The 16,859-nt window shown below is 58.4% G+C and carries 7 protein-coding genes; 1 reads left to right on the forward strand and 6 read right to left on the reverse strand.

The features are described from left to right. Positions 1–31 precede the first annotated feature (31 nt). The 6 genes from U738_RS05215 to U738_RS05240 all read right to left on the reverse strand — a co-directional run bounded on the left by U738_RS05215 (position 32) and on the right by U738_RS05240 (position 14,556). A complete protein-coding gene (locus U738_RS05215) occupies positions 32–1,357 on the reverse strand; it encodes an aminotransferase class I/II-fold pyridoxal phosphate-dependent enzyme (protein ID WP_035578009.1) in 1,326 nt (441 codons plus the stop codon). Beyond that, entirely contained in the window at positions 1,354–8,775 is a 7,422-nt protein-coding gene (locus U738_RS05220) for a type I polyketide synthase (protein WP_035578011.1), read from the reverse strand. Before U738_RS05220 ends, U738_RS05215 begins: the two co-directional genes overlap by 4 nt. After that, entirely contained in the window at positions 8,772–10,442 is a 1,671-nt protein-coding gene (locus U738_RS05225; RefSeq protein ID WP_035578012.1) for an LTA synthase family protein, read from the reverse strand. The genes U738_RS05220 and U738_RS05225 overlap by 4 nt, the downstream gene beginning before the upstream one ends. Continuing rightward, complete coding sequence (locus U738_RS05230) at positions 10,435–11,232, reverse strand: SDR family NAD(P)-dependent oxidoreductase (protein ID WP_035583194.1); 798 nt, start codon at positions 11,230–11,232, stop codon at positions 10,435–10,437. Before U738_RS05230 ends, U738_RS05225 begins: the two co-directional genes overlap by 8 nt. 80 nt (positions 11,233–11,312) lie before the next feature. Beyond that, entirely contained in the window at positions 11,313–12,554 is a 1,242-nt protein-coding gene (locus tag U738_RS05235; RefSeq protein WP_035578014.1) for a capsule biosynthesis protein, read from the reverse strand. Position 12,555: 1 nt separating this feature from the next. Beyond that, positions 12,556–14,556, reverse strand: a complete 2,001-nt coding sequence (locus U738_RS05240) for a capsular polysaccharide biosynthesis protein (protein ID WP_035578016.1) — start codon at positions 14,554–14,556, stop codon at positions 12,556–12,558. Between the two features lie 259 nt (positions 14,557–14,815). Between U738_RS05240 and U738_RS05245 the strand changes: the two genes are divergently transcribed. After that, complete coding sequence (locus U738_RS05245) at positions 14,816–16,837, forward strand: diguanylate cyclase (protein ID WP_035578018.1); 2,022 nt, start codon at positions 14,816–14,818, stop codon at positions 16,835–16,837. Positions 16,838–16,859 lie beyond the last annotated feature (22 nt).

Genomic DNA, 16,859 nt, shown 5'->3' on the forward strand with positions numbered 1-16,859 from the left:
TCATCCTTGTGTCGAGAAAAGCGTTACAAAATTATGGCAGTAGTCTGGTGAGTGCATCAAGGGTTTGGTCAATGTGTGCCTGGGTGTGGTCACAGGAGAGAAAGAAGCGTAACCGTGCGCTTTTTTCGGGTACCGCCGGGTGCAGGATTGGCTGTACGTTAATCTGTTGTTCTAACAGGGCGTTGGAAAGCCGGGCGGCTGCGGCGGAGCTGCCGATAATCACCGGTACCACCGCGGCGCCAATGCTATTGCCAGTGTCTAACCCGCGGGCAGTGGCCTGTTCGAGGAAGTAGCGCGAAATAGCGTGCAGGCGCTGAACCCGTTCGGGCTCTTGCTGCATTAGCTGCAGCGCGGCTAGCGAAGGCGCGGCGACCTGCGCGGGCATGCCCACGCTGTAGAGAAAGCCGGGGGCGAGGTAGCGTAGCGTTTCCACCAGCGGTTTGCTGCCTGCGATATAGCCGCCGCAGCCAGCCATGGCTTTGCTCATGGTGCCCATCCAGATATCCACATCACGCGGGTCGATATCAAAATGCTCGCGCAGCCCCAGGCCGGTTTCGCCCATCACCCCGAAGGAGTGGGCTTCATCGACCATTAGCCACGCTTGATAGCGCTGCTTGAGCTCGATAAAACGCGGCAGCTCAGGGATGTCGCCATCCATGCTGTAGAGCCCTTCGATCACCACCAGCACGCGTTCAAACTGATGCCGATGGCGGGCCAGCAGGGCTTCCAGCGCGGCGGGGTCGTTATGGCTAAACGACATACGCTTGGCGCCGGAAAGCTGCGCGCCGACCAGCGAGCTGTTATGGATATACTCGTCGTGGAGCACTAAATCTTTGGGCCCCAGCAGGTGGCCCAACGTAGAGACATTGGTGGCATGGCCACTGACAAACACTACCGCGTCTTCGACGTCGTAGGCAGTGGCCAGGGCTTGTTCCAGCTCCTGATGAATGGGCCGTTCGCCGGAGACCACACGACTGGCGGAAACCGAGGTGCCGTAGCGGGCCACGGCATCGCAGGCGGCCTGGTTGATACGCGGGTCGCCTGAGAAGCCAAGGTAGTTATAGCTGGCAAAGTTGATGCAGGTCTGCCCGTTGATCACGCTAGTCGCCCCGGCGGTGCCTTCGTGCACCTTGAAAAACGGGTCGACCAAGCCTAACTGGTCGGCGGCCTGGCGCATCATGGCAATTTGCTGATAGCCGGGCTGGGCGTCAAAACGCGTGAAGCGCTCCGGCACCGTGCGCTGCTCACTCCCCTGGCCATTGGCGGCGGGAGCGGTGGCGCTGGCAGCACGCGGCGCGGTGCGCTGGCGTGCTTTTTCCAGTAGTTGCTGTTTCAGTTCAGAGCGCTTGGCAGTCATGGTGTCTCGGTCGCGGGTGATGAGGAGGCAGACGCAGGCTCGGTGGTGAACCCTTCGGCCCCGTGTTGAGCGGCCAGTGAGGCTATCGCATCCTGAGGAGCGTCTTCAACATCGTCATGCTGATGCAATTTCTGAATCAGCACGCCCGCCAGTTTGTCGAGGGTCGATGCTTCACTGAGCACCATCACTGACACCTGAACGCCTAAGCGGTTCTCGATAGCGGTCATGAGTTCAACCCCCATTAGGGAGTCAAAGCCCATATCGTAAACCGAACGGTGAATATCGAGCTTCTCTTCATCCACCAGCAGAATGCTGGCCAGTTCAGCGCGCAACAGCTCGGTGACCGTGCTGTGCAACTCTTCGGGCGAGAGCTCGGCCAGCAGGGCGCTGATGTCGTCATCGGCATCGGCGCTGCCGTCGTCGTCGCTGGCGCGGGCTATTTCGTTAAAGCGCGGTGCTTCGGCAGTCGGTAAGAAGCGGGCAAGTGCGCCCCACTCCAGTTCCAGCACGCCCAGGCTTGGCCCTGGCGTCAGCAGCATCTGTTCGAGTACTTTCAGCGCGTCCTCCGAGCGCAGCGCGGAGCCGCCCAGGCGCTCTTGCAGCGCATCCCGGGTGCGGGTGTTGCGGGCCAGGAAACCGACATCTTCAATGGCGCCCCAGCGTACACAGGTGGCCGGTAAGCCCGCGGCACGGCGGTTGGCGGCAAACGCTTCCAGCCAGTGGTTGGCGGCGACGTAGTTAGCCTGGCCGGGGTTGCCGAACAGCGTAGTGGCCGACGAGTAGAGCACGAAGAAGTCCAGCTCGCTTTCGCGGGTGAGCGCATCGAGATGACGGGCACCGTCGATTTTTGGCGCTAGCACTTTCTGAATGCGTTCGGCATCCAGGTTGCGAATAAGGCCGTCGTCAATCACCGTGGCGGCGTGGACGATGCCACGCAGCGGCGCGAGCTCGCCCTTGGCGCGTTCCAGCACATCGGCCAGCGCAGCGCGGTCGGTAATGTCGCAGGCGGCGGCGAGTACCGTAACGCCTTGCTGTTCAAATGCCGCAATGGCTGCTTGGGCCTCTTCACTGGCCGCGCCGCTGCGGCTGAGCAGTATCAGTTGCCGGGCGCCTTTGTCTACCAGCCACTGGGCAGTCCTTAACCCAAAGCCTCCCAGGCCGCCGGTGACCAGGTAGCTGGCCTCCGAGGACAGCTGCATCGTTGCCGTGCCCAATACTTCGTTCTGGGGCGGCGCGATGGGCTGTTCGTAAGTCACCACGACTTTGCCGATCTGGCGCGCCTGCTGCATATAGCGGAAGGCGTCGATCACCTGGGTGTGGCTGAACGAAGTAAATGGCAGCGGGCTTAAAGTACCGTCGTTAAACAGCGCCATCATTTCGCCAAACAGGCGCTGGGTGAGCGCGGGCTGCACCTTCATGAGCTGGTCGGAGTCGATACCGAAGTAGCTTAAGTTGTTGCGGAACGGGCGCAGGCCGATATGGGTGTTTTCGTAGAAATCACGTTTACCCAGTTCCAGGAAGCGGCCAAACGGGCGCAGTGCGCGCAGGTTCTGGTTGATTGCTTCCCCGGCCAGGGAGTTAAGCACCACATCGACGCCTTCGCCATTAGTGTCTTCAAGGATCTCTTCGGCGAAGGTGAGCGAACGCGAGTCGTAAAGTCGCTCGATCCCCATCAAACGCAGGAAGTCGCGCTTCTCTTCAGAGCCTACGGTGGCGTAAATGTCGGCCCCCAGCCACTGGGCGATTTGTAGCGCGGCGATCCCCACGCCGCCTGCAGCGCCGTGAATAAGCACTTTCTCGCCGGGCTCTACCCGCGCCAGATGCTTAAGCGCGTAGTAAACCGTAAAGAAGGTAGTTGGGATTGTCGCCGCGGCGGCAAAGCTAATGCCTTCCGGCAGCGGCGCCACGGCGTGCTGGCTGGCGATAACTTTATCGCTGAAGCTGGCGGGGCCGAAGCCGACCACGGCTTGCCCTGGGGTTAGGTGGGTAACGTTGCTACCCACGCTTTCTACCACGCCTGAAAATTCAAGGCCCAAGGTTGGCCCGGCAAAGCCGTTCTCAATTGCTTCATCGGAGAGCAGGCCGAGGGTGTACATCACATCGCGGAAGTTAAGCCCGGTGGCCTTAACGCGAATGGCCACTTCGTCGGCATTGGCTTCGGGTAGCGGGCGCGGGCGCCAGGTTAACTGGCGCAGCTGGCCGGGCATAGCAAAGCCTAGCGTCATCGCTTGATGAGATCGCTTGGTTTTAGCGGCTTCCGCCTGTGTTGGGCGGGGCGCTGGCAGGGTGCGCAGCCGGGTGGCAAAGCGGTGGCCCTGGTTATCAATCAGCGCTTCGTTTTCGCCATCCGGTTGGGCAAGCAGCATCGCCCAGGCGCTAAGCGCGGGTTCGCTCACCGCCGCGGGTACATCCAGCAGGTAGACGTTATGGCCTACCGCTTCGTTGGCCAGCGAACGGCCAAAGCCCCATAAGGCCGCATCGCCAGGGACATCGCTATCGCTAAGGCCGGAGGCAGGCGTTGCCTGCCAGAGTGTGCTCAGGCCGTTGGTCACCAGCCACAGGGAAGCAGCAAGGCCGTGCTGCTCCAGGGCTAGCGTCCACTGTAGGGCGTGCTCACAGCGTGCGGTTTGCTCTGCGGTGGTGCTGGCGCCGAGGCCGCGCAGATCAATCACATTGAGCGTTAGCTCGGCTTGACTGTCGAGTGCCGATTGAGCCAGCAGTTCAGCGGGGGCGGCTTGGCTAACGCTGAGTAGGGCTGAATCTCCCCGCTGTTGCAGGGCCTCGACCAGTTTGGCGGCAAGCGCTTCACTGTTGTGATCCGCAACGACCAGGTGCCGCCGCTGCGCCGCGCTGGCCTCAATGTCGACTGATGGCGTATCTAGCGGATAGTGGGCGTGGAGTAAATAAGCGCCGCTGTCACTCTCTTCCAATGCCATCGGCGTGGAAACCACAAAGCCTTGGTCGTTGAGCCAGCCGATCAGCGTCTCTTGCTCCAGGGCGGTTTGATCGACGCCGGGTGTGGCCAGCAGATCATCTAACCAGCGGCTGGGCGCAATGCCGATCAGCATGACCTGAGCACCAGGGGCTAGCTGATCAGGTAAGGCTTCAATCAACTGACGCGTAGCGGCAGGCTGGGTGATATCCACGCTGACAAACGCCAATTGGGCTTTTTCAACACGGGTGGGGGCGGTCAACGCGGTGGCGTCATCTTGCCCCAGGTGCTGCATATCCATCAGCGGGAAGCGCTCTTGCAGCTGCTCGGCCTGATGGCGCGTGCTATCGAGGGTGGTGATAACACGGTAATGGGTAAGGTCGTGGTAAAGCGCCTGGGCGCTGCGCTCCAGCAGTCGCTCGCCCAACGCAGGCGCGCTGGGGCCCGCTTCCAGCAGTTGCAAGCGCTGTCCGGCGGGAAGCTCTGCTATCAGGGCATCGATCAACTCGGCTAACTCGCCTGCCAACGCCTGCCAGCCGCTTTCACCCACCAGCACACGGTTTAAGCGCGCCAACTGGTCGCGGCTAATGCCCAGTGCTTCCAGGTCACTTGTGCCGCTGCGTAACGCCTGCTGGTGAAACCCTAAGCGGCCCACCAGGTGAATGGGCGCAAAGTAGTCGGGGTAGTCCTGCACCAGCAGTTGCCAGATAACGTCTGGCGAGTGCTGTGCGTCATCGGTTGCCTGATCTTGGTCTTTAACCACAGCGTTTTGCTGGGCAAACGCTTCGCTAAGCGTGTCGAGTAGCGGCGCCACTTCATTGCCGTAACGCTGCCCGGTGCTGGCGGCGTAAACGCTCGCGATATCGGCCAGCCGAGCGAGCGCATCGCCGGGCAGTGCCAGCGGTTCTGGCTGCAGCGGCGCTGGGGTGAGCTGCACATCCAGATAGCTAAAGTGTTGATGATGGGCGCGGTTGAGACGAATTGCTTTGAAGCGGGTTTTGCTTAAAACGGCGACGGCATTACCGGCGGCGTCATACAGCTCAAAGTCGGCGGTGAAGGAGTGCGGCGCACGCTTGCCCATAACGGCGCGGGCGAGTACCGGCGCACCGGCCTGAGTGTTGACCTGAATGCGTCCCACGCGAACCGGCACGAAGGCGAGCTGTGTTGCAAACTCGCTGTGTTGCGCCAGCAGCGGGATAAACATTTGGAAGGCGCTATCCAGAATGCCGGGGTGCACGTGCAATGTGCTGAGCTGCGCTTGAACTTCGTCTGACAGCGCGATTGCGCCAATTACCGCATCGCCTTCAATCCAGCCGTGGGAAATCGCCTGGAAAGCGGGCCCGTAATGCAGGCCAATGCGCTCGGCCATTTCCAAGTGGTCTGCCAGCGTGTAGTCCGGCGCACGGGAGGGCAGCACTGGCGCTGTGCGGTTGAGCAGAAAGCCACGGCTTTCGCGCATGGTGCGGGCCACGGCATTTAGCTGCCACTCAACGCCGGTAGCTGGTTCGCGGGAGTGGATCTCCAGGCGCCCGTCTACTGGCAGGTAGGTCAACCGCATGGCGCGACCATGGGGGCCATCCAGCAGCAGCGGGGCACGGATTTCCAGCTCTTCGATATCCAGCAGCGGGGTGTCTTTTAGCTGCAGTGCCGCTGCCAGGGTGAGTTCCACAAAACCGGCACCAGGGAACACCGCACTTTCACCCACGACGTGGTCGGCCAGCCAGGGCTGGCGCTGGGTGTCGAGCTGACTTTCCCAGGTGTGTTCGTGCTGCGCCATCGCGTACCCCAGCAGCGGGTGCTGGTAGTAGCGCGAAAGCAGGCCCTGACTGTCGTTGGTGCCGTGCACCCAGTGGTGGCTACGCTGCCAGGCATAGCGGGGTAGCGGCACGCGCTGTCCTACCACGGGTAACTGGTCGCTAGCCAAGGTAAGGCCACTCAGCAGCAGTTGGCTTAGGCAGCGTTGTAAACCCTCAATTCCCGGTTTATGGCGCTCAATGGTGCCAAATACCAGTCCTGGGCGTTCCACTTGGCGGAGTGACTCATTGAGATAGCGGCGCAAAATGGGGTGGGCGCCAATCTCGATAAAGACGTTGCTGCCCTGCTCGATTAACGCGCTAGCGGCGGCGTCAAACAGCACCGGCTCACGGATGTTTTTCCACCAGTAGGTGGCATCCAGTTCAAGCCCGTCGCTTAGCGCACCGGTCACGGTGGAGTAGTAGGGGATCTGCGTGGCCCGTGGGGTAATGTCGGCTAACGCATCGATGACGCCTGCTTCAATACTGTCCATCGCGGGGCTGTGGAAGGCATAGTCCAGCGGCAGGCGCTTGGCAAAAATATCCTGCTCGCTCAGAGCGGCTTCCAGAATGCCTAGCTGTTGGCTATCACCCGCCAGGGTAATGCCTTTGGGGCTGTTAATGCCGGCCAGGCAAACCTGATTGAACTCGGGCTTTTCGAGCCACTCGGCGATGTCGTCGGCGCTCATGGCCACGGCGGTCATTTCGCCTTGGCCACGGGTTTTGCCCTGGTAGTCACTGCGGTAGTAAATCACTTTTACCGCATCTTCCAGGCTAAGCGCTCCGCTGGCCCAGGCAGCGGCCACTTCACCCACGCTATGGCCAAAGACCGCCGTGGGGGCAATGCCTTGATCGCGCAGCCACTCGGTCAGCGCTACCTGTAGTGCAAATAGCGCAGGCTGGGCGATTTCGGTCAGCGCGAAGCGGTTGTCATCACTTTCCTGTTCACTATTACGACCTTCAAGCTCGGCACGTAGCGAGAAATTACCGTGCTGCTGAAAAAGTGCGTCAACGCGATCAATGGCTTCAGCGAAAACTGGCGAATCATTAAGCAGATCGCGGCCCATGGTTTCCCACTGGCAGCCGTTGCCATCGTAAACGAACACTGGACCTACCGGGGTGGGCAGGCGCTCCAGCGTAGTAACGCCGTTTGCTTCACCGGCGGCAAATTCGCTCAGCTTTGCAGCGGCTTCTTCCGCGGTTTGGGCAAACAGCAGCGCGCCATGGCTATGCCGGTCACGGTGGTTAAACAGCGTGTAGGCGATATCGTAAAAGCTGGCGCTGTCGTTTTCGCGCAAGTCATTTTCACGCAAATAGCTAGCCAGGGTTTCGGCGCTTTGGGTGAGCGCGGCTTCGCTGCGGGCGCTAAGGCGAATCGGTAGCGGTGAGTTTGGTGCCTGCGGTTCGGGTTTGACCCGCTCGGGTGGGCTTTCCAGAATAACGTGGGCGTTAGCGCCACCAAAACCGAAGGAGTTAATGCCGATGACCAAACGGCCCTGTTTTTTCAGCGGTTGGCCTTTGGTGACCACCGAGATATTCCACTCATCAAACTTGATGCGCGAGTTAAGCTTGCGAATGCCAATCGTGGCCGGGACTTCCCGGTGCTGAATGCTGTAGAGCGCCTTGGCAAGCCCTGCCACGCCGGAAGCGGTTTCCAGGTGGCCCAGGTTGCTTTTTACCGAGCCGATGAGCAGCGGCGTTTTACGCTGCTGGCCAAGCGCTTCGCCAATCGCACGGGCCTCAATCGGGTCACCAACGGCGGTACCGGTGCCGTGGGCTTCCAGGTAGTCGATCTCGTCCGGCGAGATGCCTGCCTGCTGATAAGCGCGGCGCATCAGGTCAATCTGAGCGCTGGGGTTAGGTACCGTCAGGCCGGATTTGTGACCATCGGTGTTGACCGCGGAGCCAGCCACCACGGCAATAATATCATCGCCATCGGCTACCGCCTGGTCGTAATCTTTGAGCAGGAAAATGCCTGCCCCTTCCGAGCGTACATAGCCGTTGCCTGCTTCATCAAATACCTGACAGCGGCCCGTCGGCGAGAGCATGCTGGCTTTGGAGAAGATGATGAAGCCGTAAGGGTGCAGATGCAGGCTAATACCGCCCGCCAGCGCCATCGTGGTTTCACCACTGCGAATCGATTGGCAGGCCTGGTGAAAGGCCACCATGGAAGACGAACAGGCGGTATCCAGCGACATGCTGGGGCCGTGTAGGTCGAACACATACGACAATCGATTAGAGGCGATGCTCGAAGTGTTGCCGGTGGCGGTGGAGGCATCAATCGCCGCCAAATCGTCCGCGATTCGATAAGAGTAGTCGAGGCTGGCAACGCCTAAAAACACCCCACACTGGCTGCCACGCAGGGAGCTGGGCGGAATGCTGGCATTTTCCATGGCTTCCCAGGCGAGCTCTAGGAGCATGCGCTGCTGGGGATCCATGTTGGCCGCTTCGCGGGGCGAAATGCCAAAAAACTCGGCGTCAAAGCCGCTAATATCGCCCAGGCTACCGGCGGCAAAGGTCACGCTGGTGCCGGGGTGACGCTTATCTGGATGCTGGTAGACGTCGTGGCTCCAGCGGTCAGCGGCCACTTCGGTAACTAAATCTTTTTCGGCTTGCAGGTCCTGCCAGAACGTTTCAGGGGTGGTGCCGGGGAAACGATGGGCGGCGCCGATGATGGCAACGCGTTTAGTCATTCTTGCTCCTGAGGTTCTGGTTCTGCCTTGATCACATCGTTACTTATATCGTGTCCAAACACATGTTTGAATAACTGGACACCAAGTTCGTTTGCGGCCAATTCCTGTGACTCATGGTTCTTTGCGAAATGGTTCTTCGCAACATGGTTTTTTGCAAAATGATTATTTGCATAATGCTCCGTCGCCAACTGCTCACCTGCGGCTGCCTTCTCACCCGTTGACCATACCATGTAGGGGGTGCGGCTATCAGGAGGCGTAAAGTGTGCATACGCCTCAGGCAGAATTGGTACATGATCCCCATACCAGCCTAGCAGCCCCGGTCGTTTTGCAGTATTCAGCGAATTTTTAACGCCTGCCAACATCTTGTCGGATTCACTTAAATGCTGCAAATAGACCGCAAGGTCACGCAAATGGTTGGGCAGCGGCCAGGGTGCACGGGGCAGCGTGGTGGCTAACGTTGCCTGGCGTGGAGCTTCTAAATGCAGTGGGCCGTGATTTTCCATGGTGATAACAAATACAAATAGCGGTCTATTATCGTCATCTTCAAGCAGCCGTCCAATCTTTCGTGCCACCGCTTGGTCACTAACGTATTGGCCGCTTTTGTCGCTGCTCTGGAAGGCATTGATATCTATAAACTGATCAAAGCCTAACTGGGGCATTACCTTGTGGCGAAAATAGAAGCTCGCCAAGTATGGATGCACACACACTGTGCGATAGCCCGCGGCTTTTAGCGCGCTCGCCAGGCTGGGCATTGGGTGGCGTGACAGGGTGCGGTAAGGGTTGAACTGGCGCGCGCCCCACTGGTTGGGGGCAATGCCGGTTAACACGGCGCACTCGGTACGCACGGTGTTGGCGCCCCAGGCGGGCACGTTTAATGTGCCGTGCAGGCTGGCACTCGCGCGGGTGGCATCAAAATCGGGCAGTAGGTCGGCATTTACCTCATGACACCAGGGGCGCGGGTCGAAAAACGACTCGCTCTGCACCAGCACTACGTTGGGCAGTGGCTGCTCGCTTTGATGCGCGCTCGCGACCGGCGTTAAAGCGTGAAAGGGGGACTGCTCAGGTGCTGGCACGGGGGAGCGCATCAGCGCCACACCGTAAGCCCATAAGCTGGCGAAAAGCCCTAAGCGGTGCATATCATCGATGGGTCGCAAAGCGATGGGGGGCAACCTGCGTAGGCTGAGGGTGAGCAGCAGGGCGCCTGCTGCGATTAATCCCAATACTGTGGTTAAAAAGCGGCTAGCGCCCTCGCTGGTGACCAGCGAGCCTTCCCAGTAGAAGAACGCACCAATCGCAACGGCAGCGGCGCTGCTGGCGGCGATTGCCAAGCCAACGCCAAAAAAAGGCACGTACAGGCGAGGATGCAGAATGGCGTCCCAAAAGTACTCGAAGTCGTGGCAGATAAACGGCTCGTTGAGGGTATGTGATTTGGCGTTGCTCGACTGCACGACGACCAGTTGCAGTGAGAGAAACACCATCAGCGCAAACCAGGGGCGCTGAAGTAGCAATACCAAGATGCCGAAAAGCAGTAGCCATGAGCCGATATGCACGCAATTAGCCGCACGGCCGCGCTGCCAAAACGGGCGCGGTCGTGGGCTAAGCAGGGCTTCAAACACGCCGCTGATCAATAGCCCCAGGAGCAGCGGCCATACCAGCGCGTTAGTCATGGGGCGAGTCTCCCGGGTGGTTAAAGCCCAGGCGTTTGATTAACCATTGAGAAATCCCTGCAGGCAGTACCGCCAGCCACCAGGTACCAAAATTGAGCGGAAAGGGGAAGCTGATACGTGCGCGGTTGGCAGTGATGCCGCGTTTGATTACCTTGGCTGCGCGCTCGGGCGGCCACTCCCAGGGTTTGGGGCCGGGCATGGCTTCGCACATGGGTGAGGTGACATAGCCGGGCATAACCACCGTTACGCCAATGCCATGGGGCGCGAGTAGGCCACGCAACCCTTCGCCATAGGCTTTAATACCCGCCTTGCTGGCGCTATAGCTGGGCGTGGTGGGTAAGCCGTGCCAGGCAGCAAGGGAGCTAATCAGCACCAGCTGGCCGCTGCCGCGGGCCTGCATGGCCGGTACTAGGTGCTGCACCATAGCCATAGGCGTTTTCAGGTTAATATCCAGCAGCGCTTGCACGTCTGCCCAGGGCTCTAAGATAGCGGGCCCTTGGGGGTGGGTGTTTTTGCCTGCGTTGGCGATCACAATATCCGGCACCTGCTGAGCGCAGAGTTCGGCTAGCCAGCTTTGCAGGGTGTGATCATCGGTCAGGTTGATGGTTGAGAGCGTGACTTGGGCACCTTGCTGGCGGCAGGTCTCGGCAAGTGCCTCTAGCTTCTCCTGCTGTCGCCCGTGCAACACCAAGTGGGTGCCAGGGGTGGCATAAGCGTTTGCCAGGGCACCCCCAATCGCGCCGGTGGCGCCGGTGATCAGCACGCAGCGGTTCTGAGTAGGCTTATTCACCGTTGCTTTCTCAGGGGCTTTCTCAAGGGCTTTCTCTGGGGGGCTCTCAGTGGCTCTCTCCGGAGCTGTTTCAGTAACTGTCACAGTAACTTCTCCAGCGGCGACGGGCAGGCTTCGAGTATGCGGGCGGCGTTCTCTACGGCTAAATCGATACCGGGCTGGCAGTAGTAGCCACCGTTAACCTGAACGGCGTGCATCACGGTCTTTTGAAAATAGCCAAATAGCTCGCTGTTAGGCGGCTGCGGCTGCTGCCAAAAATCCGCTAAGTCGCCTTGGTAGGTCAGCCCGTCCAGATTGTAGATTGGGTCGCTAAGCGCGAAGGTGGGGCAGTTTTTCTCCAGCGATACGATGCCCACGGTGCTGTTAACGGTCACATTGCCGTTGGCGTGTTTTAGCAGGGCGTTGAGATCCCCCGACTCCAAATAGACGATACGGCCTTGCAGGCCGTGGCGCTCTTCAAGCTGTTTGATGATCTTGGGGTAGTTGACCAGCCCCATATCCAGCGGGTGGTTCTTAATGCATAGCTGTGTATCGCTGGGCGCGTGCTGGGCAAACGAGGCCATCACATCGTCCATCACTTGCTGCATATTGGCGTAGGGGGAGTGGTCGCGAATCTGCGCATCGCTATTCAACTGCAGCGGCAGCATAAAGTAAGGGCGACGGCTTTCGATCAGCGTTTTGATGCGCTCAGCATCGCGCTTTTTCCAAACCGCCTTTAATTGAGCAAAACGCTTGAGGTAGCCCGCGTATTCAACGGGGGCTGTGATCGGCGCATGATTGCGGTAGTGCGGTGCCACCAGCGGGTTGGTTAGCCCGGCCAAGTGGTAGCCGACATCATGCATTGCGCGAATTTTAAACGAGGAGCGAAAGCGCACCGGCGCAGCGGGTTCGGGCAGCGCTTTGCCAGTCTCATAAAACCAACTTGGGTCACGGGGCAGCAGCGAGTGGCCGTTAACGCCTTCGCGCTCCAGGGTGATCCAGAAGGGGCGAAAGTAGCCCTCTTCAAACACATGGGTGCGAACACCGGCTGCAGCGGCATTGTCGACCGCGGGGCGGTGAATAGGGCGACGGTCGCCGAACACAACCTGATCGGTAATGCCGTATTGATCCCACAGCGCTTTAATATAGCCGGGTAACTCGGACGTGGGGCCACGGAACAGGTGGCTTTCGCCGTGGGTGCGCTGCCAGTAGACGATATCGCCCGCATTAAAGTTGACCTTAACGACGCGGTGTCCATCGTTGACCAGGCGCTTGGCTAAACGCTGGTAAAACGGTGAGCATACGCCCTGCAAAAATAAGAATGCACGCTTCTGATCCTTCAACTCAATGCCTTCCGATCAACAAGTTACGATAACAGCGGTAGAGTTGCTGTTTCCATGTAAGGGTGTTTTTTTGTGCTCTTGCCTGTTCCAACAGGCTGACGACGGTTTCAGCATTGCATAGCTGGCGGGTCGTGGGATCTACATAGCCGGGATAGAGAATCAGGGTGCCGGCAACCAGCGCATCCAGCGAGAGTGAGCGCTTACGGCGTGGGCAGCTAAGCGCATCCTGGGTTAGCCCCCAGCCAGCATAAAAAGGCAGGCCGTAGGTGCTGACTTCTCGCTGACGTAACAGTGCTTCAAACCCGGTTAAGGAGCTCATCGTGTGCACGGCATCGACACGCTCTAACAGGGTGGCAATGTCGATAGCGCTGGCATCCAGATCATACAGGCGTTTAGCGTTAGTATCGAGTGCTCCGACACGCGCACCACTCAGCACATCCGGGTGGGCCTTGTAGACTATGTAGGCATCCGGGTGTGCTTCTCGTACGGCGCTCAGCAGTCCGCTATTGGTGTTGATGCGCGGAGAGCCGGTGGCAATCGAGGCGTCGCTCTCTACCTGGCCGGGCACCAGTATGGTGTAACGCCCTTTGGGCAGATCGATATCTGCCGTGCCGCGTACATTGTACTTGGAGAGCTTGAGTGCCACTAGCCGTTCACGTAGATGCTTGGCGCGTAGCAGTAGGTCGTCGCTGAACGAGGTGTCGTTGAACAACGCTTCCAAATCGCTGGGCTGGCTGGGGTCGTAATAGATGCCTTGAGAGTCAATGACCAGTGACAGCGGTTGCGTGAGATCCACCCCCAGGCCTACCGAGCGGATAAAGCCATCTTCCATGCGCCACAGCTTGGCCATGTGCTGGGCGTACTGACGTTTAAAATCGGCATCAATGCGGCTCGACCACACCAGTAGCCGCTCGTCGGGCTGCTCGTGGGAAGGCAGTTCGGGCTCATACTTCACTTGGGCGGCGATGCCTAAAAAATCGCCAATAAAGCGCCGTTTCCATGAGGAGAAACCACACGCCCGCCAGTTGCCCCGGTAGCGCTCCTGCTGGCGCTTTTGGTCGGCGATTAAGGCAATCGTCTCTTCCAGCGTGGCGGACTGCCGGGTGTAGGGGTTGGCGTAGCGGCAGTAGCGTAAATAGGCGGCAGCAAACACTTCCGTTAACGTGCGTTGAGTGCGACGTCGGTGGCAGGGCAGTTGGTCATGGGTCAGCCCCCATCCTGCATAAAACGGAATGCCAAAGCAGTGCACCTGTTTGCCGGCAAGCAGTGCTTCAAAGCCAAGTTGGCTGGTTACGACATAGACATGGTCGACCTGATCAAATAGCGCCCAGGGGTTAAGGTCTTCACCGATTACCTGACAGCGCGGGTGGTCTGCGGCGTTAAGCAGGTGGCCCTGTTTTTTGCCTGCGATCACATCCGGATGAATCTTGACCAGGATGTCGTCGTCGGGGTGCTCTGCTAACGCTGCCTCAAGCATCTGATCGAAGCTATTACCGCTGGCGCCGCCGTAGTGTATAGAGGCATCCCCAGCGGTTTGGTCAACAACCAGCACGCGTCCCCGGTTGTTAATAGGTTGATCTGGGGCGTGGTTATATTTGGAGAGCCGGTAGTGGGCAATCAGTGCTATACAGCGCTCTGCTTGGGCTAACTCCTCAGCGTCGAAAGTGGCTGAGTTGAGCCAGTTTTCTAAATCCGAAGGTCGCGATGCATCGTAATAAATACCGGTTTCATCGACGACCATGCTGTGCGGTTGAAAGCCGTTTACGCCTAAGCCTAACGAGCGTATGAAGCCATCTTCCAAGGCGATATAGGCTAGCTGGCGACGCTGAGCATACTGCCTGGCGCGGACGCTGGTGGGCTTTAACCCCCAGCCAATTACTGCGTCGGGGGGCGGCCTAAGTGAACTTATACGGACGAATTGGTCAAATTCGGGCAGCAGCGCAGGCAGGGCAGCCAGCTTGCGAATACCTGAGGATGTGTAACCTGCCGTTCGTTTCGCCATAAATAAGGCCGCAGTGAGGTAACAGGACAAGGAGTAGGCGGGCGAACATACGTTAATTGGCTAGGGTAATCAATTCATCCTCCTTTAAGTGATAGGCTAGATCATGTAAAGGGCACGCTTAGTTGATAAGTGAAACGCTCGTTAGGCCACAAGTTTGGTAAATTAGTGTTTGAAGTGGCTTGAGCGATACGCTCATCACCCCCAACAACAGCAAATGGATACAAATGCTGCCGTTATTCTATAGATTCAGGGGCTCCTCGTGCGTCTGGCTGCCCTGCTGAAAAAAATGCATATTTCCCGCTCATTAAGAGGCCGGCTACTGCTGGGTCTTGCCGCTACTTGGTTTTTGGTCGTTACCCTGGTGCTGGGCATGTCCTGGCAGTTGGGTAAAACCATGGTGCAAGAAACCAATATGTCGCACCTGCGCTATGAAGCTACTCTGCTGGCTGATGAAGTCACTCAACAGGTTGAGCTGCGTTTCCAGGCATTGGAGCGCCTACGCGGAATGATTGGTAACACCGATGATGCGTCTTGGATCAGCTATCAACTGCAGCAAAACGATAGTTTGCTGGCCTGGTTCGAGGGCATTGTCGTGGCTGATCGCGAGGGGAGAATAGTGGCCGATTGGCCCGCCATTGTTGGCCGGGTAGGGCTGGAAACCTCACAGCTTGAGTATTTCCGCATGTTGCGCGGTACTCGTCGGCCCTATGTGAGCGAGCCATTTAAAGGGCGGGCGAGCGGTATGCCGATGGTGTTAGTAAGTGTGCCGCGCTTCACCGAACAGGGCGAGTTCGATGGCTTTGTGGGGGGAATTCTTAGTCTTGATTCAGGGGGCATCTTCAGCCGTTTAGCCAAGGTGCGTTTGGGTGAGAATGGCTATGCGGGTATTGCCACTGCGTCAGGGAAAGTGTTGTATCACCCGGATCGCACCTTAATTAATGGCCCTGTTCCCGACAAGTCATTTAACCCGTGGTTAGACCTTGCGCTGGATGGCTGGGAGGGAGATGGTTTAGGCAAACTATTAAATGGTCAAATGGCGCTTCAGTCTTATGCTCAGGTATGGCCTGCAGGCTGGGTGGTGGGTCTCTACTTGCCGGTTCATCAAGCGCAACTTCCGCTGGCTAGCTTTATTCAGAAACTGTGGTGGTTGTGGGTACTGTTTGCGCTCTCCATGCTGCCTTTGCTGTGGTGGATGTTAGGCCAAGTGCTTTCGCCCCTGAAGCATTTGGAAAGGCAAATTGGCGAGGTGGGGCTCGGCTATCGTGAGAATGTAACCCTGGCGACGAATATGCAGGAGTTGCAGCAGGTAGCGGGTACCTTCAACCGAGTAGAAGAAGAACGGCAGCTATTGCTCGGTTATCTTCAAGAGCGTGAGGCGTTTCTAGACTCGGTGTTGAGCGCCGCACCGCAAGGTATGTTTGTCGCCAATATTAAGGGCAGCATTACTTATATGAATCCTGCGCTTTTAGAGATGCTGGGGGTTTCTGCTGACGCGCCAATGGAGACATGGCTGCCCCAGATCCATAGTGACGACCTCGCCGATGCCAAGGATATGTGGCTGCATAGCCTTAACAGCGGCAGCGATTTCATCCGACAGTTGCGTTTTTTGCGCAGCGATAAAGAGCTGCTGTGGCTGGATATTCATGCCCGTGTGGTGATGCTTTCCCAGGATGGCCATACCCTTGGGTTGGTCGGGGTGGTAAAAGACATTACCGAGCGCCGCGAGCAGGAAGCTATTCAGCGCTGGGAAGCAGAACATGATCCGTTAACGGGCTTGTTGAATCGCCGTGGTTTCGAGCGTCGCCTGGACGAAGCCTTTGCCGACTTCCAAAAAACCAGTACACCTTCAGCCCTATTGTTGTTCGATTTGGACCACTTCAAGCCTATCAATGATGAAGGTGGCCACGCGTTAGGCGATGAAATGCTGCGCCGTATTGCCCAGGTGGTCGCCTGGGAAGTTCGCCGCAGCGACCATGTGGCACGTCAGGGAGGAGACGAGTTTGGCGTGTTGCTGCCCAGTTGCACCCTGGCTCAAGCGAGAAGGATCGCCGAGTCATTACGTCAATCGGTCAGTGAAATCTCTGTTACCCATGAAGGTAAAGAGTACATGGTGACGCTCAGTATCGGTGTCACCACCTTTGATGAAGTTGACTCCAACGTGGCCGATGTCCTGGCGCGGGCCGATGCCGGTAGTTATAAAGCCAAGGGGTTGGGTCGTGATGGTGTGGTGGTTAATATGCCCAATGATGGTGTGGTGGAGCTCTTTGACCAATCCACATAACGTCTGGCAAGCGCGTGTTCTG

Source organism: Halomonas sp. TG39a, assembly GCF_000744395.1.
In the GTDB taxonomy this organism is placed as follows: domain Bacteria; phylum Pseudomonadota; class Gammaproteobacteria; order Pseudomonadales; family Halomonadaceae; genus Vreelandella; species Vreelandella ventosae_B.

What these genes read in the sequence shown, in the direction of transcription:
- U738_RS05225 (WP_035578012.1), bottom strand. Translation starts at nt 10,442, where the DNA reads ATGACTAACGCGCTGGTATGGCCGCTGCTCCTGGGGCTATTGATCAGC.
- U738_RS05220 (WP_035578011.1), bottom strand. Translation starts at nt 8,775, where the DNA reads ATGACTAAACGCGTTGCCATCATCGGCGCCGCCCATCGTTTCCCCGGC.
- U738_RS05240 (WP_035578016.1), bottom strand. Translation starts at nt 14,556, where the DNA reads ATGGCGAAACGAACGGCAGGTTACACATCCTCAGGTATTCGCAAGCTG.
- U738_RS05215 (WP_035578009.1), bottom strand. Translation starts at nt 1,357, where the DNA reads ATGACTGCCAAGCGCTCTGAACTGAAACAGCAACTACTGGAAAAAGCA.